19 protein-coding genes are annotated in these 22,358 nt (G+C 60.5%); 13 read left to right on the top strand and 6 right to left on the bottom strand.

Going from position 1 to position 22,358, the window contains the following annotated elements; translation table 11 throughout:
- Positions 1-70 precede the first annotated feature (70 nt).
- On the top strand, positions 71-322 hold the full coding sequence (gene tusA, locus KW841_RS07640) for a sulfurtransferase TusA (protein WP_007974070.1): 252 nt from the start codon (positions 71-73) through the stop codon (positions 320-322).
- 51 nt (positions 323-373) lie between these two features.
- Here tusA and KW841_RS07635 read toward each other — a convergent pair whose 3' ends face one another.
- The gene (locus KW841_RS07635) at positions 374-1,783 is read right to left on the bottom strand and encodes an MATE family efflux transporter (protein ID WP_102698745.1); all 1,410 of its coding nucleotides are present in this window, start codon (positions 1,781-1,783) and stop codon (positions 374-376) included.
- 266 nt (positions 1,784-2,049) lie between these two features.
- On the opposite strand from KW841_RS07635, the gene pdxB reads away from it, so the two are divergent.
- Positions 2,050-3,192 (top strand): 4-phosphoerythronate dehydrogenase PdxB, encoded by a 1,143-nt coding sequence (gene pdxB, locus KW841_RS07630; RefSeq protein WP_218475003.1) that lies wholly within the window; start codon positions 2,050-2,052, stop codon positions 3,190-3,192.
- A 175-nt stretch (positions 3,193-3,367) separates the two neighbouring features.
- On the opposite strand, the gene KW841_RS07625 is transcribed toward pdxB, so the two are convergent.
- Positions 3,368-3,547 (bottom strand): PA1571 family protein, encoded by a 180-nt coding sequence (locus KW841_RS07625; protein WP_007974065.1) that lies wholly within the window; start codon positions 3,545-3,547, stop codon positions 3,368-3,370.
- 251 nt (positions 3,548-3,798) lie between these two features.
- On the opposite strand from KW841_RS07625, the gene KW841_RS07620 reads away from it, so the two are divergent.
- Positions 3,799-5,580: an ABC transporter transmembrane domain-containing protein gene (locus KW841_RS07620; RefSeq protein WP_218475463.1), complete on the top strand. Its 1,782-nt coding sequence runs from the start codon at positions 3,799-3,801 to the stop codon at positions 5,578-5,580.
- 138 nt (positions 5,581-5,718) lie between these two features.
- Here the strand turns inward: KW841_RS07620 and KW841_RS07615 are convergent, their stop codons facing one another.
- On the bottom strand, positions 5,719-7,647 hold the full coding sequence (locus KW841_RS07615) for a transglycosylase SLT domain-containing protein (protein WP_218475000.1): 1,929 nt from the start codon (positions 7,645-7,647) through the stop codon (positions 5,719-5,721).
- A 213-nt stretch (positions 7,648-7,860) separates the two neighbouring features.
- Here KW841_RS07615 and KW841_RS07610 point away from each other — a divergent pair, with 213 nt between their 5' ends.
- Entirely contained in the window at positions 7,861-9,780 is a 1,920-nt protein-coding gene (locus KW841_RS07610) for an ATP-binding cassette domain-containing protein (protein ID WP_218474998.1), read from the top strand.
- A gap of 180 nt (positions 9,781-9,960) precedes the next feature.
- Here KW841_RS07610 and KW841_RS07605 read toward each other — a convergent pair whose 3' ends face one another.
- On the bottom strand, positions 9,961-10,401 hold the full coding sequence (locus tag KW841_RS07605; protein WP_007974054.1) for a universal stress protein: 441 nt from the start codon (positions 10,399-10,401) through the stop codon (positions 9,961-9,963).
- A gap of 104 nt (positions 10,402-10,505) precedes the next feature.
- Here KW841_RS07605 and KW841_RS07600 point away from each other — a divergent pair, with 104 nt between their 5' ends.
- The 7 genes from KW841_RS07600 (at position 10,506) to KW841_RS07570 (ending at position 19,056) form a co-directional block, all read left to right on the top strand.
- The gene (locus tag KW841_RS07600) at positions 10,506-10,943 is read left to right on the top strand and encodes a hypothetical protein (RefSeq protein WP_218474995.1); all 438 of its coding nucleotides are present in this window, start codon (positions 10,506-10,508) and stop codon (positions 10,941-10,943) included.
- Between the two features lie 615 nt (positions 10,944-11,558).
- Positions 11,559-13,706 carry a fatty acid oxidation complex subunit alpha FadB gene (gene fadB / locus KW841_RS07595; RefSeq protein ID WP_218474993.1) on the top strand — a complete coding sequence of 716 codons (2,148 nt, stop codon included), beginning with the start codon at positions 11,559-11,561 and terminating at the stop codon, positions 13,704-13,706.
- 29 nt (positions 13,707-13,735) lie between these two features.
- Entirely contained in the window at positions 13,736-14,911 is a 1,176-nt protein-coding gene (gene fadA / locus KW841_RS07590) for an acetyl-CoA C-acyltransferase FadA (RefSeq protein WP_007974051.1), read from the top strand.
- Positions 14,912-15,009: 98 nt separating this feature from the next.
- Positions 15,010-15,246, top strand: coding sequence for a DUF1653 domain-containing protein (locus KW841_RS07585; protein WP_218474991.1), 237 nt, complete (start codon positions 15,010-15,012; stop codon positions 15,244-15,246).
- Between the two features lie 114 nt (positions 15,247-15,360).
- Positions 15,361-17,988 (top strand): type I DNA topoisomerase, encoded by a 2,628-nt coding sequence (topA, locus tag KW841_RS07580; RefSeq protein ID WP_015095955.1) that lies wholly within the window; start codon positions 15,361-15,363, stop codon positions 17,986-17,988.
- Between the two features lie 215 nt (positions 17,989-18,203).
- The gene (locus KW841_RS07575) at positions 18,204-18,728 is read left to right on the top strand and encodes a DUF6586 family protein (protein ID WP_218474988.1); all 525 of its coding nucleotides are present in this window, start codon (positions 18,204-18,206) and stop codon (positions 18,726-18,728) included.
- A 94-nt stretch (positions 18,729-18,822) separates the two neighbouring features.
- Positions 18,823-19,056 (top strand): hypothetical protein, encoded by a 234-nt coding sequence (locus KW841_RS07570; protein ID WP_007991404.1) that lies wholly within the window; start codon positions 18,823-18,825, stop codon positions 19,054-19,056.
- 93 nt (positions 19,057-19,149) lie between these two features.
- On the opposite strand, the gene sulA is transcribed toward KW841_RS07570, so the two are convergent.
- Together sulA and lexA are read right to left on the bottom strand one after the other, a co-directional pair.
- Positions 19,150-19,626 carry an SOS-induced cell division inhibitor SulA gene (sulA, locus tag KW841_RS07565; RefSeq protein WP_218474985.1) on the bottom strand — a complete coding sequence of 159 codons (477 nt, stop codon included), beginning with the start codon at positions 19,624-19,626 and terminating at the stop codon, positions 19,150-19,152.
- Between the two features lie 10 nt (positions 19,627-19,636).
- Positions 19,637-20,245 carry a transcriptional repressor LexA gene (gene lexA / locus KW841_RS07560; RefSeq protein ID WP_007974043.1) on the bottom strand — a complete coding sequence of 203 codons (609 nt, stop codon included), beginning with the start codon at positions 20,243-20,245 and terminating at the stop codon, positions 19,637-19,639.
- A gap of 229 nt (positions 20,246-20,474) precedes the next feature.
- Between lexA and KW841_RS07555 the strand changes: the two genes are divergently transcribed.
- Positions 20,475-21,182, top strand: a complete 708-nt coding sequence (locus KW841_RS07555) for a TetR/AcrR family transcriptional regulator (protein ID WP_007974041.1) — start codon at positions 20,475-20,477, stop codon at positions 21,180-21,182.
- A gap of 158 nt (positions 21,183-21,340) precedes the next feature.
- Positions 21,341-22,351 (top strand): beta-N-acetylhexosaminidase, encoded by a 1,011-nt coding sequence (gene nagZ / locus KW841_RS07550; RefSeq protein WP_218474983.1) that lies wholly within the window; start codon positions 21,341-21,343, stop codon positions 22,349-22,351.
- The last annotated feature ends 7 nt before the right edge of the window (positions 22,352-22,358 follow it).

The following is a 22,358-nucleotide window of genomic DNA, read 5'->3' as shown; positions in this document are numbered from 1 at the left end:
CGGCGTAATGCCACAGGTGACCGAACACCCGGCAATGCGCGACAATGCCGGTCAGTTTCAGGAGTGAATCATGAGTGAAATGCTTGATACGCCGGTAGACGGCACCCTCGATGCCACCGGTCTCAACTGCCCCGAGCCGGTGATGATGCTGCACCAGCACATCCGTGACCTGGTGCCCGGCGGCCTGCTCAAGGTCATCGCCACAGACCCGTCGACCCGTCGTGACATTCCCAAGTTCTGTGTGTTTCTCGACCACGAACTGGTGGCGCAGCACGAGGAGGAGGGCACCTACCTCTACTGGATTCGCAAGAAGTCCGGCTGACGGCACTCCCCAAAAAAAGACCTGCAAACGCAGGTCTTTTTGTTTGTGCAGTCAGCCCGCCGAGCGGCTGTTACGAATTCGCCGGCGCGCACTGAGCGTCAGGCGGATCGACAACATCAGCGCCGCACAGCTCAAGCCGGCAATCAGCCCTTCCCACAGCCCGCTCGGGCCACTGGCCGGACCGAACCAGTCAGTCAGTCCCAACACGTAGCCGACCGGCAGGCCGATGCCCCAATAGGCGAACAAGGTCAGGATCATGGTCACCCGGGTATCCTGGTATCCACGCAACGCGCCCGCGCAAATCACCTGGATGGCATCGGAAAACTGGTACAGGGCAGCATAGACAATCAACATCGACGCAATCTGGATCACGGCCTTGTCAGGCGTGTAGATCGAGGCAATCGGTTCGCGCAGGAGCAGGATCAGGGCCGCCGAAAACGCCGCGAACACCAGTGCCGCGCCGAGCCCGACTTTCGCCGCGAAGCGCGCCTGCCAGGGATTGCCGGCCCCCAGTGCCTGACCGACGCGCACGGTCACCGCCATGCCCAGCGAATAAGGAATCATGAACAGCAACGAGCTGATATTGAGGGCGATCTGATGCCCGGCCACCACGGTCGAGCCGAGACTGCCGATCAACAGCGCGATGACCGCGAAGATGCTGGACTCGGCGAAGACGGCGATACCAATCGGCAGGCCAATGCCGACCAGGCGCTTGATCACGGCCCATTGTGGGCGGTCGAAGCGCACCAGCACCCGGGTGCGGGCATAGAAGGGGGCCCAGAAAGTCCAGCCGGCCATGCTCAACGCCATGAACCACATCACGATGCCGCTGGCCCAGCCGCAACCGACGCCGCCCAGGGCCGGTGCGCCGAAATGGCCGTAGATCAACGCATAGTTCAGCGGGATGTTCAGCAGCAGGCCGCACAAGCCGATGACCATGCTCGGGCGGGTACGCCCCATGCCATCGCTGTAGCAGCGCAATACGTAATAGAACGCCATGCCGGGGAACCCGAAAGCGATCCCGTGCAGGTACCCCATGCTCGGCTCGATCAATTGCGGATCGACTTTCATCCAGTGCAGGATCGGCTCGGCGCCGAGCAGCAGGCCGCTACCGATCAAGCCGACACACAAGGCCAGCCACAGTGCCTGGCGCACCAGCGGGCCGATCTCGTCGAACTGCGCGGCGCCAAAGCGTTGCGCGACCTTGGGTGTGGTTGCCAGCAGAACGCCGGACATCAACAGGTAGACCGGAATCCAGATCGAGTTGCCCAGGGCCACCGAGGCCAGGTCCCGTGGGCTGACGCGGCCGGCCATCACCGCATCGACGAAGCCCATGGCCGTGGTGGCCAGTTGCGCGATCATGATGGGCAGGGCCAGGCCGAGCAGGCCCTTGAGTTCCAGGCGAACGGGTGTCGTCCGCGCGGGCGCAGTGGCGACGGTACTTTCAATAACAGGATTCAATAGCGAAACGTCCAAGAGGTTTTGATGCACAGCCGCGCATTCTACGCGTTGACGCGGTAGTCAGGAAAAGGCTCGTGTTACCGATTTGTAATCACCCCTCTGTAGGAGCGAGCTTGCTCGCGATGAGCGTCAACGATGACGCGGGGTGCCTGAATGAACGTGGCATCCTTGCGTCCATCGCGAGCAAGCTCGCTCCTACAGAGAGATGCGTCTAGGCGCGATGCGTCATCTACGCCTACACTGCCGATCCGCCAAAGGAGCCTGCCATGCTGATTGTTGCCGACGAAAATATCCCCCTGCTCGATGCCTTCTTTGGAGGCTTCGGTGAAATCCGCCGGGTGCCGGGTCGCGCCATCGACCGTGCCGCGGTCGAGCAGGCCGATGTGCTGCTGGTGCGCTCGGTGACCAACGTCAACCGCGCGCTGCTCGAAGGCAGCAAGGTGCGCTTTGTCGGTACGTGCACCATCGGCACCGATCATCTGGACCTGGATTACTTTCAGCAGGCCGGTATCACCTGGTCCAGCGCACCGGGCTGCAATGCCCGCGGCGTGGTCGACTATGTGCTCGGCAGCTTGCTGACCCTGGCCGAAATCGAAGGGGCCGACCTGACCCGGCGTACCTACGGCGTGGTCGGCGCCGGCGAGGTGGGTGGCCGACTGGTCAAGGTCCTGCAGGGCCTGGGCTGGAAGGTGCTGGTGTGCGATCCACCACGGCAGGCGACTGAAGGCGGTGACTACGTCAGCCTTGAGCGGATCATCGACGAGTGCGACGTCATCAGCCTGCACACGCCGCTGACCAAGCAGGGGCCTCAATCGACCTGGCATCTGTTCGATGAAAAACGCCTTAACCAGCTCAGGTCCGGTACCTGGCTGATCAATGCCAGCCGCGGACCGGTGGTCAACAACGCGGCACTGCGCGATGTACTGCTGGAGCGCGAAGACCTGCAAGCAGTGCTCGATGTCTGGGAAGGCGAGCCTGAGGTCGACGTGGCGCTGGCCGAACTATGCGTGCTGGCCACGCCGCACATTGCCGGTTACAGCCTCGACGGCAAGCAGCGGGGCACCGCGCAGGTTTATCAGGCCTATTGCGATTTCCTCGGGCAACCGGCCCGCGTCAGCCTGAGCGATTTGCTGCCGGCACCCTGGCTGTCGTACGTGACCCTGAATGCGCAAAGCGATCCGGCCTGGGCCTTGGCGATGCTGTGCCGCGGGGTGTATGACCCGCGTCGTGACGATGCGGATTTCCGTCGCAGCCTTGTCGGCAGTGTCAGCGAGCAGCGCGCGGCATTCGATGTGCTGCGCAAGAATTATCCTTCGCGCCGTGAGATCGACGGGTTGCAGGTGCGGATCGAGGGGGATGCACCTGAGTTGCAGAGGATTGTGGCGGCGTTGGGGGCGGCGGCAATCTGATAGACCGCAGCGGCCCCTTCGCGAGCAAGCCCGCTCCCACACTGGATCTTCATGCACCGCAAATCCCCTGTAGGAGCGAGCCTGCTCGCGAAGGGCGCGCCACAGTTCTGGATTGGATCAGCAGGCATAAAAAACCCGGCCAACAATGGGCCGGGTCAAGAAGACGGTGGCTATATCACTCTTGTTCGGCAGGCTTGACCAATCGCTTTTCCAGTTCGCTGCAAGCTTTCTGGATCATTTCTTCAGTGATCGGTACTTCGCGGCCCTGCTCGTCGATAATCGAGCAGCCCAGAGACTGGTCTGGTTGCGTGCGGATCACTTGAATCTTGTCATCGCTGCTGTGTTGCAAGGACATGGCCTGTCTCCTCTTCAGGTTGTGTGCTTACTCTAGAACCGCCAGGTGACCGGGCTATGACAACTCCCTGCGATCTTTCCGGGGGGGCAGAACCAGTGCAGCAGAAATGCCTTCGCGTGGCTAGCCGAACTTTAGACCAATAGCGTCTAGCCTCTAGTGTTGGTGGACATAATTAACCTGACTCATTGTGATTTGCAGCGAGCCACCCCATTGAGCGGTGTAGGCTGACCCTAATGATTGTCTTGTCCCGGATGTTTGCGATGCTCTCTGCCCGTCACCGCCGTGCTGTTCGCCTGGCCAGTCGTTTCATTGCGCCGTATCGCTGGCAGGCCTTCGGCGCCTTGCTGGCGTTGATCGCCACCGCCGGCATCACCTTGTCCATGGGGCAGGGTATCCGCCTGCTGGTGGACAAGGGGTTCATGACCCAGTCGCCACACCTGCTCAATCAGTCCATCGGCCTGTTCATGTTGCTGGTCGTGGGGCTGGCGATCGGAACCTTTGCACGGTTTTACCTGGTGTCGTGGATCGGCGAGCGCTGCGTCGCCGATATCCGGCGTGATGTGTTCAATCACTTGATTTACCTGCACCCGGGTTTCTACGAAGACAATCGCAGCTCCGAAATCCAGTCCCGCCTGACCGCCGACACCACGCTGCTGCAATCGGTCATCGGGTCTTCGCTGTCGTTGTTCCTGCGCAACCTGTTGATGGTGATCGGCGGGATCGTCCTGTTGTTTATCACCAACCCCAAGCTCACTAGTATCGTAGTGGTGGCCTTGCCCCTGGTGATCGCGCCGATCCTGATCTTCGGTCGCCGGGTGCGTAACCTCTCGCGCCTGAGCCAGGACCGGATTGCCGACATCGGCAGCTATGTTTCCGAAACCCTGGGGCAGATCAAGACCGTGCAGGCCTACAACCATCAGGTCCAGGACGAGCAACGGTTTGCCGTGACCGTGGAGGAGGCGTTCAACACCGCACGCAAGCGCATCTTCCAGCGGGCGTGGCTGATTACCCTGGTGATCGTGCTGGTGCTGGGTGCGGTCGGGGTGATGCTCTGGGTCGGCGGGATGGACGTCATCGCCGGGCGAATTTCCGCCGGCGAGCTGGCGGCGTTCGTGTTCTACAGTCTGATCGTCGGCAGTGCATTCGGCACCTTGAGCGAGGTGATCGGGGAGCTGCAGCGGGCAGCCGGCGCGGCGGAGCGGATTGCCGAGTTGCTGCGTTCGGAAAACATCATCCTGCCACCGGTCGCAGGCGCGGTGACGCTGCCGGAACGGGTCGACGGCCGCCTGCAACTGCAAAATGTGCGTTTTTCCTACCCGTCGCGGCCGGAAAGCTATGCCGTCGACGACTTGAGCCTGACGGTCAATGCCGGTGAAACGCTGGCGCTGGTCGGGCCATCCGGGGCCGGCAAGTCGACGGTGTATGACTTGCTTCTGCGTTTCTACGACCCGGCCGAGGGGCGCATCCTGCTCGATGGCGTGCCGTTGACTCAACTCGATCCGCTGGATCTGCGCCGCTGCTTCGCCCTGGTGTCACAGACCCCGGCGCTGTTTTTCGGCAGCATTGAAGACAACATTCGCTACGGCAATCCGCAGGCGACGCTGGCCGAGGTACAGGAAGCGGCAAAGATCGCTTACGCCCATGACTTTATCGAAGCCATGCCCAACGGTTACCAGACTCATCTGGGGGATGGCGGTCTCGGCCTGTCCGGCGGCCAGCGCCAACGCCTGGCCATCGCCCGCGCGTTGCTGGTGGACGCCCCGATCCTGCTCCTCGACGAAGCCACCAGCGCCCTCGATGCCCAGAGTGAGCACCTGATCCAGCAGGCGCTGCCGAGCTTGATGAAGAATCGAACCACTCTGGTGATCGCCCATCGCCTGGCCACGGTTAAAAACGCCGACCGGATCGCGGTGATGGATCAGGGGAAACTGGTGGCGGTAGGGACGCACCAGGAACTGATCGCCAGCAATGCCTTGTATGCACGCCTGGCGGCGTTGCAGTTCAGTGACGGCAAGGCTACCGCCGAACTGTAGGAGCTGCCGCAGGTTGCGATCTTTTGATCTTGAAGACCCCTGACAAAAAAATGCCCGCATCGTTTGATGCGGGCATTTTTTAGAGCAGGATCAAAAGATCGCAGCCTGCGGCAGCTCCTACATGACCGGCATCACCGGTCATTGATCATCGAAATACCGCTCATGCCAATCCACGATCGGCTGTGGCGAGTTGAGCTTCTGGCCGTAGATCACTGAGTACGACAGCACGTTTTGCACGTACTGGCGGGTTTCGTCGAACGGGATGCTTTCCACCCACACATCGAAACTCAGGTGGTCGGCACCGCGCAACCATTGGCGCACGCGACCCGGGCCGGCGTTGTAGGCGGCGGAGGCGAGGACGCGGTTGCCGTTGAACTGGCTGTGCACCTGGCTCAGGTAAGCGGCGCCGAGCTGGATGTTCTTGTCCGGATCGAACAGTTGCTGTGGCGAGCTATAGGGAATGCTGAACTTGCGTGCGGTTTCCTTTGCAGTGGCGGGCATCAGTTGCATCAGGCCCGAGGCGCCGACCCCGGAGCGGGCATCTTCCATGAAGGCGCTTTCCTGGCGAGTGATGGCGAACGCCCAGCTCGGATGCAGGCCGCGATTCTTCGCTTCACGCACCAGCGTGTTGCGGTGGGCCATCGGGAAACGGATATCCAGATCGTCCCAATACTGAGCCTGGCTGATGGTACGAATGGCCGGGAAGTACCATTTCAGGTCGTAGGCCAGTTTGGCCTGGGCAACCATCTCGTCACGGCTGAAGTGACGGCTGACGTGGTACCACTCGCGGCGACCGTCGACGATTTGCCCGCGAGCGTGGAACTCCAGGGCGCGACGTATGCCGGGGGTATTGCGCACTTTGTTGATCAGCGCCTGGCTCATCACCAGCGGCTTGTTGTTCAGCGAGTAGGGTGACTGCGAGCGATCGGCGGCGAGGAAACCATAGAAGTCGCGTTCGCGGGCCAGGTTTTTATAGAGCGTCTGCGCTTCCGGATTCTGCGGTTGCGCCAGTTCCAGACTGCGGGCCTGCCAGTAGCGCCAGCGGTTGGTGGTGGCCAGGTCCTGGGGCAGGCGGCGGGTCAACTGGTAGGCATCGTCCCAGCGCGCCAGGCGCAGGAGCAGGCGCAGGCGCCATTCGGAAACCGTGTTGTCGCGCAGTTCCGGATCGTATTTGGTCATGACGTCCAGGGCTCGGCCGTCGAAACGTTTGGCGAGGGTCAACCCGATTTCCCGGGCGATTGCGACTTTTTCGTCCCGGGAGAAGTGCATGCTGCTGGCGTAGCCATCGAGCAGGTTCATGGCCCTGTCCGGGTCCTGGCGAGCCAGGCGGCGCAGGCCGAGGCTGACCACGTCGGACATGGCTTCATCGGCCGGGGTGAAGCGTGACGGCTGGTTGAGCAGTTCCGGTTTCTGCGCGACGTCCACCAGCAAGCGACCGCGCGGGGCGAGGGTGGTCAAGCCGTTGACCAGGCTGTTGGCCAGCGGGTAGTTGCGCGCCTGGGCGGCGAGTTTCGCGCGTTCCCAGCGTTTTTGCTCGGTCAGCTGGCCATCGGCGGCCCACATGCCGAACAGGGCATCGCAGGCTTCGGGCTGGGATTTGCCGGTCAGCCAGAGCTTTTCGGTGTTGGCGTAACCTTCGGCCTTGAGGTTGTGACTGATCTGGTACTGCGCATTCAGGCAGTCCAGTTCGGTGAAGTTCATTTTCGGGTCGTAATACTTGACGAAGGTCGCCCAGTCGCCCCGGTCCGCCAGCCAGCGCAACCAGCGCAGTTTCATCCAGTTGGCCTGGGGCAGGTCGCCGTGTTCGGCGAGGAATTTCTCGATTTCGGCGTTGCTCGCGGTTTTCAGGCGCGCGGTCAGTTCGTCGTAGGCCAGGTACGGTTCCAGCGGATAATCGGCGAGGGCCTGGCTGTAACGGAAATACGGACCGGTATCACCCTTGGCCAGGGCGCGCTTGGCTTCATCGTAATATTGGCGCTGGGTGGACAGGTCCACCGCCTGGGCGGATTGAAACGCTGCGGCTGAAAGTAAAAAGCACGACAAAAGATTGAAAAGGCGACTGCGCATGAGACGTCCAGGCAGAGAAAACATGACAAGTGCGGGTCAGGCCCGCACTGAATTGTCTGTAGCTTAGCCTTTTGCCAGCAGCCGGCGAAAGCTTTGCGGGTCTTCCCGCATCAGTTCGCAACATTTGTCGTTCAGAGTGCTACGAGAGTGAAATTGCCGGCCTTCTGAAGCCTCAAGTCAGGTAGAATGCGCGCCCGGTTTTTGGAGAAGCTCATGACCCTGCTCAAATTCAGCGATGTGTCCCTTGCTTTCGGCGCTATGCCGTTGTTGGACAAGGTGTCCTGGCAGATCGCCCGTGGTGAGCGGGTGTGCATCATCGGCCGCAACGGCACTGGCAAGTCCAGCATGATGAAGCTCGTCAAGGGCGACCAGAAGCCCGATGACGGTTCCGTTTGGCGCGCACCCGGCCTCAAGATCGGCGAATTGCCGCAAGAATTGCCGGTGGCCGACGAGCGGACAGTGTTCGACGTGGTGGCCGAAGGCCTGGACGGCGTCGGTGCGTTGCTCGCCGAGTATCACCACCTGAGCCAGAACATCGTTACCGATGCCGATCTGGACAAGCTGATGCACGTCCAGCACGACCTCGAAGCCCGCGATGGCTGGCGCTTGCAGACGCTGGTCGACAGCACCCTGAGTCGCCTGCAACTGCCGGCCGACAAGACCCTCGCCGAATTGTCCGGCGGCTGGCGTCGTCGCGTCCTGCTGGCCCAGGCCCTGGTGTCCGAGCCGGACCTGCTGCTGCTCGACGAACCGACCAACCACCTGGACATCGGTGCCATCGCCTGGCTTGAAGAGGCGCTGAAGGATTTCCAGGGCGCCGTGCTGTTCATCACGCACGACCGTTCTTTCCTGCAGAACCTGGCAACCCGCATCCTCGAACTGGATCGTGGTGGCCTGATCGACTGGAACGGCGACTACGCCAGTTTCCTCGTGCACAAGGAAGCCGCGCTGGCGGCCGAAGAAACCGCCAACGCGCTGTTCGACAAGCGCCTGGCCCAGGAAGAAGTGTGGATTCGCCAGGGCATCAAGGCCCGTCGCACCCGTAACGAGGGCCGCGTACGCGCGCTCAAAGCCTTGCGCGTCGAGCGCAGCGAACGTCGCGAGCGGACCGGCAAGGCCAACATCCAGCTGGAAACCGCCGACAAGTCCGGCAAACAGGTCATGGTCCTCGATAACGTGAGCTTTGCTCACCCGGACGGTCCGTTCCTGATCAAGGACTTCTCCATGGTGCTGCAGCGCGGCGACCGTATCGGTCTGCTTGGCGCCAACGGTACCGGCAAGACCACGCTGCTGAAGCTGATGCTCAGCGGCTTGCAGCCAACCAGCGGCAAGGTGGAAGAGGGCACCAGGATCGATGTGGCCTACTTCGACCAGTTGCGCCATCAGCTGGATCTGGAAAAGACCGTGATCGACAACGTCGCCGAAGGTCGCGACTTCATCGATATCGACGGCCAGAGCCGCCACGTACTGAGCTACCTGGGCGACTTCCTGTTCAGCCCGCAGCGTGCGCGCACGCCGGTCAAGGCGCTGTCCGGTGGTGAACGTGCCCGTCTGTTGCTGGCCAAGCTGTTCAGCAAGCCGGCGAACCTGCTGGTACTCGACGAACCGACCAACGACCTCGACGTCGAAACCCTCGAATTGCTCGAAGAGGTCCTGCTGACCTTCAACGGCACCGTACTGATGGTCAGTCACGACCGGGCATTCCTCGACAACGTGGTGACCAGCACCCTGGTCTTCGAAGGTGAAGGCAAGGTGCGTGAATACGTCGGCGGTTATCAGGACTGGCTGCGTCAGGGCGGCTCGCCGCGTCTGCTGGGCGTGACCGAGAGCAAGTCCGGCAAGGCCGACCTGAACTCTGCAGTGGTGAAGGCCGAGCCTGCACCGGTTGCGGCGGCAGTCGAAGCGCCAGTGGCGAAGAAGAAACTCAGCTACAAGCTGCAGCGTGAGCTGGAAGCGTTGCCCGGCGAGATCGAAGCCATGGAGCAGCAGATCGTTGCCGTTGAAGCGCAGATGGCCGACGCGGGTTTCTACCTGCGCCCGGCTGCCGAGACGGCTGCAGTGATCGCTCAGCTGGCGCAGTTGCAGGCTGAACTCGACGTCATGGTCGAGCGCTGGGCCGAACTGGATGCCTGATTGATCCTGCAATAAAAAAGCCCGGCTTCACACACGTGAACGCCGGGCTTTTCATATGCAATGCAATCCCCTGTAGGAGCTCGCTCGCGATGGTCGTCAACGATGACACGGGGAGCCTGACACCCCGTGGCGCTCTCAGGTTCATCGCGAGCAGGCTCGCTCCTACAGGGGCAGGTGTTGTCAGCTTTTGGTTTGCAGGCGCACCGCAAGCACATCGCAAGGCGCGCCATGCAACACGTCATTGGCGGTGGAGCCGAGCAGCAGTGCCAGGCCGTGCCGGCCGTGGCTGCCCACCACGATCAGGTCGCAGGTTTGCTCCTTGGCCAGGTGGTGGATTTCCTGGCGTGGCTGGCCATAGGTCAGGTGGCTGTATTCCCTGGAGAGCTCCGGGTATTTGAGGATCAACCGGTCAAGGCGCTCCTTGGCCTGATCGAACTGCTGCTGTTGCAGTTGTGACAGGTCCATCGGCACGTCGCCGCCGAAGGCCATCGCCATCGGTTCGACAATGTGCACCAGTGACAATTTCGCGCCGTTGCTCACCGACAGCTCGCGAGCGCGGTGGATCACAGGGTCGCACTCTTCGGTCAGATCTACAGCGACCAGAATATGGTTGTAGGGCATGAGGTGCTCCTCCTGAGGATTGCAATATTGGTAAGTATGGCTGGTTTCAAGCGCATTGGTTCCAAAGTGACACAATGGGCTCATCAAGAATCGGGAGTACAGATATGACGGTGTGGATAGTGGTGTCAATCCTGCTGGTGGTACTCAGCCCGCTGGCATGGTTGCGCCCATCGCGTGCCCAGAGCGGGCGCATCGCCCTGCGCATGGAGGCCCGGCGCATCGGGCTGGCCATGCAACTGGCGCCCCAGGAGTGGCCACACTGGCTCAGCCAGGAGCCGCCGAGCCCGTGCGCCCAGTACCATCGTCCACGGCGTGGCAGTCAGCCAGCATGCTGGAGTTACTGGCAAAAATCACCGGGTGTCTGGGTCAATCAGTGGCAGGAAGCCTGCGAAGATCAGGCGCTGCTCAATCATTTCGAAAAATTGCCGGGTAATGTCTACAAGGTTGAGGCCGACAAGCAAATCATCGCCTTGTATTGGGGCGAGAAGGGCGAGGCTGAGGTGTTGCAGCACATCAATGCGACCCTGAAAGCACTCGCCTGAACCCCGTCCCTTTGTAGGAGCGAGCCTGCTCGCGATGAACCTGATAGCGCCGTGGGGTGCCAGGCTTCCAGCGCCATCGTTGACGTCCATCGCGAGCAGGCTCGCTCCTGCAGATGTTTTTCGCAGGCAATAAAAAGCCCGACAAAATCATCGGGCGGGTTGGCCAGGCAGGCCGGTAAATCGGTGTTGGCTGATCTTACGCTGGGCATTCGCCAAAAGCGTTCACAATTTTCCCCTTGGTTCCGCCAGCGTAGCTTGTTAAACACGGGCTGCGGCGAATTAGGGCGCATTTTCTAACAATTGATTCTATGAATGACCCTGCATGCTGCGGCGTGTTTAAGGTCTTCGCAGTACGGATATGACCGGAAAGTCGCGTTTCAACCCGTGTTTCGGGCGATTGACAATTGTCGGAAATTCCGTGAAGGTGACGTACCCAAATCAAACGGGCGTATGAATTGAGCGTTTGTATTTCAGACCGCTCCTACAGAATCCCGACTATCGCGTTGGCGGGTGTGCCGGGGGAATGGGCGTAGCATTGACGATCAACGTCCCTGCCAAGCCATTCGCCTGCGTCCGACGTGTACTGTTCAGCTTCCATATCGTGGAGATCAGTTGATGATTTACGAAGGTAAAGCCATCACGGTTAAGGCTCTTGAAAGTGGCATCGTCGAACTGAAGTTCGACCTCAAGGGTGAGTCCGTCAACAAGTTCAACCGTCTAACCCTGAACGAACTGCGTCAGGCCGTAGACACCATCAAGGCAGATGCTTCGATCAAGGGCGTGATCGTCAGCAGTGGCAAGGACGTGTTCATCGTCGGCGCCGACATCACCGAATTTGTCGACAACTTCAAGCTGCCGGATGCAGAGCTTGTTGCTGGCAACCTCGAAGCCAACAAGATTTTCAGCGATTTCGAAGACCTCAACGTTCCGACCGTTGCCGCGATCAATGGCATCGCGCTGGGTGGCGGTCTGGAAATGTGCCTGGCGGCGGACTACCGCGTCATGTCCACCAAGGCCAAGATCGGCCTGCCGGAAGTCAAGCTGGGCATCTACCCGGGCTTCGGCGGTACCGTTCGTCTGCCGCGTCTGATCGGTGCCGACAACGCCATCGAGTGGATTGCCGCCGGCAAGGAAAACCGTCCTGAAGACGCGCTGAAAGTTGGCGCTGTCGATGCCGTGGTTGCTCCAGAGAAGCTGCAAGAGGCCGCGCTGGAACTGATCAAGCGCGCCATCTCCGGCGAGTTCGACTACAAGGCCAAGCGCCAGCCGAAGCTGGAAAAGCTGAAGCTGAACGCCATCGAGCAAATGATGGCTTTCGAAACCGCCAAGGGTTTCGTGGCCGGTCAGGCTGGCCCGAACTATCCGGCGCCGGTTGAAGCGATCAAGACCATCCAGAAAGCCGCGAACTTCGGTCGCGACAAGGCCCTGGAAATTGAAGCCGCAGGTTTCGTCAAACTGGCCAAGACCTCTGCCGCGCAGAGCCTGATCGGTCTGTTCCTGAATGACCAGGAACTGAAGAAAAAGGCCAAGGCCTATGACGAAATCGCCAAGGACGTGAAGCAGGCCGCCGTACTGGGCGCCGGCATCATGGGTGGCGGTATCGCCTATCAGTCGGCTTCCAAAGGCACGCCGATCCTGATGAAGGACATCAACGAGCACGGCATCGAGCAGGGTCTGGCCGAAGCCGCCAAGCTGCTGGTTGGCCGCGTTGAAAAAGGTCGCATGACCGCCGCGAAAATGGCTGAAGTGCTCAACGGCATCCGTCCGACCTTGTCCTACGGTGATTTCGGTCACGTGGACCTGGTGGTGGAAGCGGTCGTCGAGAACCCGAAGGTCAAGCAAGCCGTACTGGCTGAAGTTGAAGGTCAGGTCAAAGAGGACACCATCCTCGCGTCCAACACCTCGACCATTTCCATCACCTTGCTGGCCAAGGCCCTCAAGCGTCCGGAAAACTTCGTCGGCATGCACTTCTTTAACCCGGTGCACATGATGCCGCTGGTGGAAGTGATCCGTGGCGAGAAGTCCAGCGAGCTGGCTGTTGCCACCACCGTTGCCTACGCCAAGAAAATGGGCAAGAACCCGATCGTCGTCAACGACTGCCCGGGCTTCCTGGTCAACCGCGTACTGTTCCCGTACTTCGGCGGTTTCGCCAAGCTGGTCAGCGCCGGTGTGGACTTCGTCCGTATCGACAAGATCATGGAAAAATTCGGCTGGCCAATGGGCCCGGCCTACCTGATGGACGTGGTCGGCATCGACACCGGCCACCACGGCCGTGACGTGATGGCTGACGGCTTCCCGGACCGCATGAAGGACGACCGTCGCTCGGCCGTCGACGTGCTCTACGAAGCCAAGCGCCTGGGCCAGAAGAACGGCAAGGGCTTCTACGCCTACGAGACCGACAAGAAGGGCAAGCAGAAGAAAGTCGCCGACCCGTCGGTACTGGAAGTGCTCAAGCCGATCGTTTACGAGCAGCGCGAAGTCACTGACGAAGACATCATCAACTGGATGATGATCCCGCTGTGCCTGGAAACCGTGCGTTGCCTGGAAGACGGCATCGTCGAAACCGCTGCCGAAGCCGACATGGGTCTGGTCTACGGCATTGGTTTCCCTCCATTCCGTGGCGGTGCGCTGCGTTACATCGATTCGATCGGTGTGGCTGAGTTCGTTGCCCTGGCTGACCAGTACGCTGATTTGGGCGCGCTGTACCACCCGACCGCGAAGCTGCGCGAAATGGCCAAGAACGGCCAGAGCTTCTTCGGTTAAGCGCCCCCAACTAGAGTGAGAGTGAACTTATGAGCTTGAATCCTAGAGACGTCGTGATTGTCGACTTCGGTCGTACTCCGATGGGCCGCTCCAAGGGCGGCATGCACCGCAACACCCGCGCCGAAGACATGTCGGCGCACCTGATCAGCAAACTGCTGGAACGCAACGTCAAGGTCGACCCGAGCGAAGTCGAGGACGTGATCTGGGGCTGTGTGAACCAGACCCTGGAGCAGGGCTGGAACATCGCGCGCATGGCGTCGCTGATGACCCAGATCCCGCACACCTCGGCCGGCCAGACCGTCAGCCGTCTGTGCGGCTCGTCCATGAGCGCTTTGCACACTGCTGCGCAAGCGATCATGACCGGTAACGGTGACGTGTTCGTCGTTGGTGGCGTCGAGCATATGGGCCACGTGAGCATGATGCACGGTGTCGATCCGAACCCGCACATGTCGCTGTACGCGGCAAAAGCCTCGGGCATGATGGGCCTGACCGCGGAAATGCTGGGCAAAATGCACGGCATTACCCGCGAGCAGCAAGATGCTTTCGGCGTGCGCTCCCACCAACTCGCCCACAAGGCGACCGTGGAAGGCAAGTTCAAAGACGAAATCATCCCGATGCAGGGCTACGACGAGAACGGTTTCCTGAAAACCTTCGACTACGACGAAACCATTCGTCCGGAAACCACCCTGGAAAGCCTGGCGGCTCTCAAGCCGGCGTTCAATCCGAAGGGCGGCACCGTGACAGCGGGTACTTCGTCGCAGATCACCGATGGTGCTTCGTGCATGATCGTGATGTCGGCGCAGCGCGCACAGGACCTGGGCATCCAGCCTATGGCGGTGATTCGTTCGATGGCAGTGGCAGGTGTGGACCCGGCAATCATGGGCTATGGTCCAGTACCGGCCACACAAAAAGCACTGAAGCGCGCGGGTCTGGGCATCTCCGACATCGACTTCTTCGAGCTCAACGAAGCTTTCGCCGCACAGGCCCTGCCAGTGCTGAAAGATCTGAAAGTGCTCGACAAGATGAACGAGAAGGTTAACCTGCACGGCGGCGCGATCGCCCTGGGCCACCCGTTCGGTTGCTCCGGTGCGCGTATCTCCGGCACTTTGCTCAATGTGATGAAGCAGAATGGCGGCACCTTCGGGGTAGCCACCATGTGCATTGGTCTCGGCCAAGGCATCTCCACCGTCTTCGAACGCGTTTAAGCGTTTCGTTGATGGAAGCCGGGGCCAAGTGCCCCGGTTTTTGTTTTTCCGGATTTATTTTGTTTTTATTTTTAAAAAATTTGAGTGAGGGCCAAAGCATGCCGATACAACCTGGGCTCTACCAACATTACAAAGGTCCGCAGTACCGCGTGTTCAGTGTTGCGCGGCATTCGGAAACCGAAGAAGAAGTGGTCTTCTATCAAGCCCTGTATGGCGATTACGGCTTTTGGGTGCGTCCCTTGAGCATGTTCCTGGAGTCCGTCGAGGTTGACGGCGAACAGGTGCCACGCTTTGCTTTGGTGCAGGCCGAAGAGTGCCCTTTTACCAAGCCATAAGCTGAGTGCGCGCAATACCCTGCGCTTGACCTCACCTTGTAGCCACTATATATAGCGGTGCCGCGTCAGGCGCCAATCGCCTTTCACTTCTCGAATTCAGGAATTTTCTGATCCATGGGCAAATCGCTGGTCATTGTGGAATCCCCGGCTAAGGCCAAGACCATCAACAAGTATTTGGGCAACGAATACGTGGTGAAGTCGAGTATCGGCCATATCCGAGACCTGCCCACCAGCGGTTCGGCTAGCGCCAGCAAAGAGCCAGCCGCCAAGCGCGGCAAGGCTGCTGCGGGTGAAGCGCCGGCACTGTCGCCTAAAGAAAAAGCGCGCAAGCAGCTGGTCGCACGCATGGGGGTCGATCCGGATCATGGCTGGAAAGCCAAGTACGAGATCCTCCCGGGCAAGGAAAAAGTCATCGAAGAGCTGCGCCGGCTCGCCAAGGATGCTGACACCATCTATCTCGCAACCGACTTGGACCGCGAGGGGGAAGCCATTGCCTGGCACCTGCGCGAAGCCATCGGTGGTGACGACAGCCGCTACAAGCGCGTGGTGTTCAACGAAATCACCAAGAAGGCGATCCAGGAAGCCTTCTCCCAGCCGGGCGAGCTGGATATCGACCGCGTCAACGCCCAGCAGGCCCGTCGCTTCCTCGACCGCGTCGTGGGCTACATGGTGTCGCCACTGCTGTGGGCCAAGATCGCGCGCGGTCTGTCCGCCGGTCGCGTGCAATCGGTTGCCGTGAAGCTGGTGGTTGAGCGCGAACGTGAAATCCGTGCGTTCATCCCGGAAGAGTACTGGGAAGTCCACGCCGACCTCGGCACCGCAAAAGGCGCGACCGTGCGTTTCGACGTGGCCCGCGAGAAAGGCGAAGCCTTCAAGCCGCTCAACGAAGCCCAGGCCATGGCCGCGCTGGAGAAGCTCAAGGCTTCCAGCTACAGCATCGTCAAGCGCGAAGACAAACCGACCAGCAGCAAGCCGTCGGCGCCGTTCATCACCTCCACACTGCAGCAGGCCGCGAGCAACCGCCTGGGCTTCGGGGTGAAGAAAACCATGATGATGGCCCAGCGTCTGTACGAAGCCGGCTACATCACTTACATGCGTACCGACTCGACCAACCTCTCGGTTGATGCCGTGGCGATGGCGCGTACTTATATTGAAGGCGAGTTCGGCAAGAAGTACCTGCCGGAAACCCCGAACGTCTACAGCAGCAAGGAAGGCGCACAAGAGGCTCACGAAGCGATTCGTCCGTCCGACGCCAACACTGAGCCAAGCAAGCTGTCGGGCATGGAGCGTGACGCTGAGCGCCTCTACGAGCTGATCTGGCGCCAGTTCCTGGCTTGCCAGATGCTGCCGGCGCAATACCTGTCGACGACCGTGACTGTGGGCGCTGGCGACTTCGAGCTGCGTGCCAAGGGCCGCATCCTGAAGTTCGACGGTTACACCCGTGTCATGCCGCAAATCGCCAAGCCAGGCGACGACGATGTGCTGCCGGACATGGCCCAGGGCGATGCGATGAAGCTGATCAAGCTTGATCCGACCCAGCACTTCACCAAGCCACCGGCGCGTTACTCGGAAGCCAGCCTGGTCAAGGAAATGGAAAAACGCGGCATCGGTCGTCCTTCGACCTACGCAGCGATCATTTCGACCATTCAGGACCGTGGTTACGTGGCGTTGCACAACCGTCGCTTCTACTCGGAAAAGATGGGCGACATCGTCACCGAGCGCCTGGCCGAGAGCTTCTCGAACCTGATGGACTACGGTTTCACCGCCGGCATGGAAGAGCATCTCGATGATGTGGCCCAGGGCGAACGCGACTGGAAAAACGTGCTCGACGAGTTCTACGGCGACTTCAAGAAGAAGCTCGAAGTAGCCGAAAGCCCGGAAAACGGCATGCGTGCCAACCAGCCGGTGATGACCGACATTCCGTGCACGACCTGCGGTCGTCCGATGCAGATTCGTACCGCGTCGACCGGCGTGTTCCTCGGTTGCTCAGGTTACAGCCTGCCGCCGAAAGAGCGCTGCAAGGCCACCGTCAACCTGGTGCCGGGCGACGAAATCGCCGCGGACGACGAAGGTGAGTCGGAGTCGCTGGTATTGCGTGGCAAGCATCGCTGCCCGATCTGCAGCACGGCGATGGATGCCTACCTGCTGGACGAGAAGCGCAAGCTGCACATTTGCGGTAACAACCCGGATTGCGACGGCTACGAAATCGAAGAGGGCACCTATCGCATCAAGGGCTATGAAGGTCCGAGCCTGGAATGCGACAAGTGCGGCAGCGAGATGCAGCTCAAGACCGGCCGTTTCGGCAAGTTCTTCGGTTGCACCAACGCGACCTGCAAGAATACCCGCAAACTGCTGAAGAGCGGTGATGCGGCGCCGCCGAAGATGGACCCGGTGAAGATGCCTGAGCTGAAATGCGAAAAGGTCAACGACACCTATATCCTGCGCGACGGTGCATCCGGCCTGTTCCTGGCGGCCAGCCAGTTCCCGAAAAACCGTGAGACGCGTGCTCCGCTGGTTATCGAGATCGTGCCGCACAAGGATGAGATCGATCCGAAGTATCACTTCCTCTGCGAAGCGCCAAAGAAAGATCCGGACGGCCTCCCGGCTGTGATTCGTTACAGCCGCAAGACCAAGGAACAGTACGTGCAGACCGAAGTTGACGGTAAGCCGACTGGCTGGAAAGCGTTCTACGACGGTGGCAAGTGGACGGTTGAAGACAAGCGTCCGGCTGCGAAGGCTTGAAACTGTAGGAGCGAGCTTGCTCCTACAAAAGGCCGCATGGGAACTGCGAAGGCGTAGAATCGCAAGACCCTTGTAGGAGCGAGCTTGCTCGCGATGAACCGGAGACCACCGCGGGGTGCCAGGCTTCCCGCGTCATCGTTGACGTCCATCGCGAGCAGGCTCGCTCCTACACAGGACCTGCGTGAAGCAATTAATTCGTTGTGGAGGCTGCCGTCATGGCCCACGAACTTTATACCCGCACCAATCAGAAGATTTACTTCGCCGGCTTGTCGCTGGAAGCACTGGCGCGCACTGAAGAGGGTCGGGCGATGAATTCGCTGGCGCTGATCCAGGCCGGACGCGAATCAGCGCTGTTTCACCTGTACGGCGCGCTGTTGGGCCTGTGTCATGAAATCGCCGGCTTCTATCGCCTGCCTCAGGCCAATGCACCCCGTGCGGAGCTGCTGCTGACTCGCGAAGTGCTGGAAACCATCGCCATTCCGGAAATGGCTGAGCTGGTCGAACTGGCCAATAACCCGGAGACCTGGCTGGCCAAGTTGTTGGCTGCCCATGCTGCGTTGTTTCAGCCGCCGCGCGCGCCCCACAAGTCAAAAGGGGACGTGACCCAGCCACTGATTCAGGCTGTCAATCTGGATGAAGTGGATGAGCCAGAGGAACTGAGTCGGGAAGAGCTGGAGAGCTGGCGCCAGAATCTGAAAGGATTGGCGATCCGCTTTCGCGAAGGCCTGAACGAGTGCTGACAGAAACAGTTTTGGGGTGGCATCTGATCAAGATCCCGAGCGAAGCCTGGCCGATGCCTATATAATCCCCGCCTTTCGTGGAGAACAGTCCTTTATGCCAACGTCCTTTCTAGAAATTGTCGAGTTACCAGACGGCCGTATCGAGCTGCGCAGGGCCGAGGACGAGGGTTCTCTGGTTACTTTGGATTTCTCCGAGGACGCCAAAGCGTTCCTGCAAGGGCAACACGTGGAAGTCGCCAAGGCGATGTTGAGCGTGGGAGTCCAGATGGCAGGTCGCCTGGTTGAAGGCGAATTCGACAAGGACGAGGGGCCACGGGTTCTTCATTGATCCCCGTCCGTCGGTTTTCCTGATGTTGCTACACATCGGCTTCTCTCTCCCTGGAGAAGCCTCGCGCGGTTAAGCTCGCGCCCCGGCTGTCAGTTATCCCAAACGAATGTTCAGGCTCTGAGCGTCCCCGGTCCGGGCGGCGCTGATCAGCTGTTGCCGGGATTGGCTGCTCAGCGGATTGAGCCAGCTGACAACCGTATGGCTGCGCCCAAGACGCAGGGCTTCGCAGGTCAGTTGCTGAGCACTTTGGGTGCCTCGGGGGTGCAGCAACAGAATGCGCTCGCGGTTGAGGCCGGCATCTCGCAGCCAGGCTTGAGTCAGGCTGGCGGGCGGCGCGATCAGTGTCAGCCAGCGTGCGTCCTGCTCCTGGCTCAATTCCCTGAGGATCGGTGCCAGAAGGTTCAGGCAGTTCCCGGCTGCACCACGCAGTGACAGCTCGCTGAAAACGTCAGGTTCGGCGCTCCAGGGGGACTCGACTACGTCTTTCAGGATCGGCGCCAATGGCTGTGCCATGAACGCTTCGAACAACGGCAGTTGGGTTTGCTGTGGTGATGGCTGTGGGAACTGCATGGAGCCTCCTTTAGCGGCGAATCACGCCGACACTCAAGCCTTCGATCACCAGTTCCTGATCTTGAAGGTTCACTTCGATAGGGGCGAACTCGGGGTTCTCGGCGATCAGCCAGACTTTGCTGCCGTCACGCTTGAAGCGCTTGACGGTCACTTCGTCGCCGATTCGTGCAACCACGATCTGGCCGTTACGGGCTTCGCGGGTAGTGTGGACGGCCAGCAGGTCGCCGTCGAAAATGCCGACATCCTTCATGCTCATCCCGTGGACGCGCAGCAGGTAGTCGGCGCGCGGATGGAAGAAGGCAGGATTGATGTTGCAGGACTCTTCGATGTGTTGCTGCGCTAGAATCGGGGCGCCGGCTGCGACCCGGCCAATGATTGGCAGGGTGGAATCGTCGGCCTTGGCTTCGAAGCCGGGGATGCGAATGCCACGGGAGGCGCCAGGCGTCATCTCGATGGCACCTTTGCGGGCCAGCGCCTTGAGGTGCTCTTCCGCCGCATTGGGTGACTTGAAACCCAGTTCCTGAGCGATTTCCGCACGGGTGGGGGGGTATCCGTTGTCTTCCAGGCAGCGTTTGATGAAAGCCAGAATCTCTGCTTGTCGTGGCGTCAGCTTTAGCATATTGATCGCTCTGTTTTTTTATACAGTGACTGGGATTATATACAGTAAGTCGGTCTTGGCAATGCTCCATTTTTCAGTCGCCGCCAGACGGTCAATCAGTCAGTGGATTCAAGCTTCGCCGTTGTGTGGTTAAATATCTGACCGACCATTCCCGAAACGAACTGCCAGACTTGACAAGGCACAGGCTGAAACGTATGTTTCAAACAAGTGTTTGTCAGGCGGAGTAGCCATGGCCCAGTCGGAAACCGTTGAACGCATTCTTGATGCAGCCGAGCAGTTGTTCGCGGAAAAAGGTTTCGCCGAAACCTCGTTGCGCCTGATCACCAGCAAGGCCGGTGTCAACCTGGCGGCGGTGAACTATCACTTCGGTTCGAAGAAGGCGTTGATCCAGGCGGTTTTCTCGCGGTTCCTCGGGCCGTTCTGCATCAGCCTCGATAAAGAACTGGAGCGGCGTCAGGCCAAGCCTGAAATCAAGCCGACCCTCGAAGAGTTGCTGGAAATCCTCGTCGAGCAGGCCCTTGTGGTGCAGCCGCGCAGCGGCAACGACCTGTCCATCTTCATGCGTTTGCTGGGGCTGGCGTTCAGTCAGAGCCAGGGGCACTTGCGTCGTTATCTGGAGGACATGTACGGCAAGGTGTTCCGCCGCTACATGATGCTGGTCAACGAAGCGGCGCCGCGTATTCCCCCTATCGAACTGTTCTGGCGCGTGCACTTCATGCTCGGTGCCGCGGCGTTCAGCATGTCCGGTATCAAGGCCTTGCGCGCGATTGCCGAAACCGACTTCGGCGTGAACACCTCGATCGAGCAGGTCATGCGCCTGATGGTGCCGTTCCTGGCCGCCGGCATGCGTGCCGAATCCGGTGTGACCGATACCGCCATGGCCACTGCCCAGTTGCGTCCGCGCAGCAAATCGACACCGGTTGCCGCCAAGGTTTAACCGCACACGGGTGGGCGCGGCAGCTGACATCCGCTAAGCTAGCCGCCCATGCCGACTCTCGTTCTGAACCCGCTTCCCATCGAACTCGCCAATCTGCCAGGCCTTGCCCCTGGCGGCGAATTCGCTTGGGCCGGGTTTTCTGTTATCAAGGAATTTTTATGACTGCTGGCTTGCAAGGCTCGTTGATGGTGGACGTCGCCGGTACCTGGCTGACGGCTGAAGATCGCCAATTGTTGCGCCAGCCCGAGGTGGGTGGCCTGATCATCTTTGCCCGTAACATTGAGCATCCACGCCAGGTGCGTGAGCTGAGTGCAGCGATTCGCGCCATTCGCCCCGATCTGCTGTTGGCGGTGGACCAAGAGGGCGGCCGCGTGCAGCGCCTGCGCCAGGGTTTCGTGCGCCTGCCCGCCATGCGCGCCATTGCCGACAACCCGAACGCCGAATACCTGGCCGAGCAGTGCGGCTGGATCATGGCGACCGAAGTGCTGGCCGTTGGCCTGGACCTGAGTTTCGCCCCGGTGCTCGACCTTGATTACCAGCGCAGCGCCGTTGTCGGCACCCGTTCGTTCGAAGGTGATCCCGAGCGCGCTGCCTTGCTCGCGGGTGCATTCATCCGCGGCATGAACAGCGCCGGGATGGCCGCTACCGGCAAGCATTTCCCTGGCCATGGCTGGGCCGAAGCCGATTCCCACGTCGCGATCCCGAATGATGAGCGCAGTCTCGATGAGATCCGCGCCAACGACCTGGTGCCGTTTTCCAAGTTGAGCAAGCAACTGGCCGCGATCATGCCGGCCCACGTTATTTATCCACAGGTCGATTCCCAGCCCGCAGGCTTCTCCCGCCGCTGGTTGCAGGACATCCTGCGCGGCGAGTTGCAGTTCGATGGCGTGATCTTCAGTGACGACCTGTCCATGGCAGGCGCCCACGTGGTCGGCGATGCCGCCAGCCGTATCGAAGCGGCGCTGACGGCCGGTTGCGACATGGGCCTGGTGTGCAACGATCGCGCTGCCGCCGAACTGGCCCTGAGCGCTGCGCAACGCCTGAAGGTCAAGCCTTCCGGGCGCATTGCGCGGATGCGCGGCCAGTCGTTTGCCAGCACCGAATACCGTCAAGATCCGCGCTGGCTGGCCGCTGTCAACGCGCTCAAAGAAGCTCAATTGATTGATTAAGGACTGT

Source organism: Pseudomonas sp. PDM28 (assembly GCF_019219115.1).
Taxonomy (GTDB): domain Bacteria; phylum Pseudomonadota; class Gammaproteobacteria; order Pseudomonadales; family Pseudomonadaceae; genus Aquipseudomonas; species Aquipseudomonas laurylsulfatiphila.
Note: the sequence above shows the minus strand (reverse complement) of the source record. Positions and strands in the feature narration are given on the sequence as shown.

Coding starts and splice junctions, on each gene's coding strand:
- tusA (WP_007974070.1), top strand. CDS start 71: ATGAGTGAAATGCTTGATACGCCGGTAGACGGCACCCTCGATGCCACC.
- pdxB (WP_218475003.1), top strand. CDS start 2,050: ATGCTGATTGTTGCCGACGAAAATATCCCCCTGCTCGATGCCTTCTTT.
- KW841_RS07625 (WP_007974065.1), bottom strand. CDS start 3,547: ATGTCCTTGCAACACAGCAGCGATGACAAGATTCAAGTGATCCGCACG.
- KW841_RS07620 (WP_218475463.1), top strand. CDS start 3,799: ATGTTTGCGATGCTCTCTGCCCGTCACCGCCGTGCTGTTCGCCTGGCC.
- KW841_RS07615 (WP_218475000.1), bottom strand. CDS start 7,647: ATGCGCAGTCGCCTTTTCAATCTTTTGTCGTGCTTTTTACTTTCAGCC.
- KW841_RS07610 (WP_218474998.1), top strand. CDS start 7,861: ATGACCCTGCTCAAATTCAGCGATGTGTCCCTTGCTTTCGGCGCTATG.
- KW841_RS07605 (WP_007974054.1), bottom strand. CDS start 10,401: ATGCCCTACAACCATATTCTGGTCGCTGTAGATCTGACCGAAGAGTGC.
- KW841_RS07600 (WP_218474995.1), top strand. CDS start 10,506: ATGACGGTGTGGATAGTGGTGTCAATCCTGCTGGTGGTACTCAGCCCG.
- fadB (WP_218474993.1), top strand. CDS start 11,559: ATGATTTACGAAGGTAAAGCCATCACGGTTAAGGCTCTTGAAAGTGGC.
- fadA (WP_007974051.1), top strand. CDS start 13,736: ATGAGCTTGAATCCTAGAGACGTCGTGATTGTCGACTTCGGTCGTACT.
- KW841_RS07585 (WP_218474991.1), top strand. CDS start 15,010: ATGCCGATACAACCTGGGCTCTACCAACATTACAAAGGTCCGCAGTAC.
- topA (WP_015095955.1), top strand. CDS start 15,361: ATGGGCAAATCGCTGGTCATTGTGGAATCCCCGGCTAAGGCCAAGACC.
- KW841_RS07575 (WP_218474988.1), top strand. CDS start 18,204: ATGGCCCACGAACTTTATACCCGCACCAATCAGAAGATTTACTTCGCC.
- KW841_RS07570 (WP_007991404.1), top strand. CDS start 18,823: ATGCCAACGTCCTTTCTAGAAATTGTCGAGTTACCAGACGGCCGTATC.
- sulA (WP_218474985.1), bottom strand. CDS start 19,626: ATGCAGTTCCCACAGCCATCACCACAGCAAACCCAACTGCCGTTGTTC.
- lexA (WP_007974043.1), bottom strand. CDS start 20,245: ATGCTAAAGCTGACGCCACGACAAGCAGAGATTCTGGCTTTCATCAAA.
- KW841_RS07555 (WP_007974041.1), top strand. CDS start 20,475: ATGGCCCAGTCGGAAACCGTTGAACGCATTCTTGATGCAGCCGAGCAG.
- nagZ (WP_218474983.1), top strand. CDS start 21,341: ATGACTGCTGGCTTGCAAGGCTCGTTGATGGTGGACGTCGCCGGTACC.